This window comes from Sphingomonas sp. 2378, from assembly GCF_038084995.1.
Lineage (GTDB): Bacteria > Pseudomonadota > Alphaproteobacteria > Sphingomonadales > Sphingomonadaceae > Sphingomonas.
In genome coordinates this window covers 1-1322 of sequence record NZ_JAXCMJ010000113.1, presented here as the reverse complement: position 1 = coordinate 1322, position 1322 = coordinate 1, and the positions used below count along the sequence as shown (strand labels likewise).

Annotated in this window: 2 protein-coding genes; both read left to right on the top strand. The window is 65.7% G+C overall.

Annotation, left to right across the window (positions count from 1 at the left end):
• Positions 1 to 463, top strand: a 463-nt coding sequence (locus SM191_RS19525; protein ID WP_341507652.1) for a YDG domain-containing protein, incomplete at its 5' end; no start/stop codon positions are given.
• Positions 445 to 1322: YDG domain-containing protein (locus SM191_RS19520; protein ID WP_341507651.1), on the top strand; the 878-nt coding region annotated here is incomplete at its 3' end. The genes SM191_RS19525 and SM191_RS19520, both read left to right, overlap by 19 nt.

Genomic DNA, 1322 nt, shown 5'->3' with positions numbered 1-1322 from the left:
TGCGGTCACCGTGACCGCCACCAGCGCCGCCTATGCCGACAAGAATGCCGGCACGGGCAAGCGGGTGACGGTGTCGGGCATGGCGCTGAACGGCGCGGACGCGGACAATTACGTCCTGCGGTCGACCTCGACCTGGGCCGATGTCGGCGAGATCACCGCGCGTCAGGTGGTGGTCACCACCACGGGCCGCGGGGGCAAGGTCTATGACGGCGGCACCACGCTGGGCACGGGCCAGCTGGGCTCGCTGGTCTTCCTGGCGGCGGACGGGGATAGGGCGACGCGGGACCTGATGGTTTCGGACGGGGTCAGCCTGGACACCTTGAGCGTGACGGGCACGCTGGTGGATCGCAATGCGGGCACCGGCAAGGGCGTGACGCTGTCGGGCTATGGTCTCCAGAACAATGCCGCCGGCAATTACGTGCTGGCCTCGACCAGTGCGGGCTGGTGTCGGGCGATACGCTGAGCGGTCTGGTCCAGGCGTTCGATACCCGCAATGCGGGTGACCGGGCGTTGAAGGTCACCGGCTATACGCTCGACGACGGCAATCTGGGCGCAAACTATGTCGTCCAACTGCGGGATGGCGTCGGCAATATCGCCAGGCGCGATGTCACGACCACGGTCACGGTCGACGACAAGGTCTATGACGGGACCAGGGCCGCGACGGGCAGCTTCGCGGCGCTTCGGAACGTCATTGTGGGCGATACCGTGAGTGCCACGGGCGTGATGACGTTCGCCGATCGCAACGCCGGATCGAACAAGCTGGTCACCATCAGCGGGGCCGGTCTGACGGGAGTAGATGCGGGCAATTACAACCTGTTGTCGCTTGGTACGGCCGCAACGGCGACGATCAGCCAGGCGGCACTGACGCTCGCTGCGACGACCGACATCCGTCAGTATGACGGCTCCACGGTCTCGACCGGGACGGTGCGGGCGATCGGCCTGGTCGGTGGAGACAGTGTCTCGGCGACCCAATCCTTCGACAGCAAGAACGCGGGCGCTCGCGCGATCACCGTCGACAATGGCTATGTGGTCAGTGACGGCAATAGCGGCAACAACTATGTCGTGACGCTGGCGGATGCGTCGGGTGCGATCACCCAGCGGATACTCACCACCTCGGTTACGGTCGACGCCAAGGAATATGACGGCACGACCACCGCAACGGGGACGTTCGGTGGCCTCCAGAACGTCATCCGCAATGAGACGGTGACCCTCTCGGGCGGCATCTTGTCGTTCGCGGATCGCAATGCCGGCAGCGGCAAGGTCGTCAACGTGACGGGCGCCACCCTGGGCGGCGTGGATGCGGCCAATTATGTGCTGAGCAC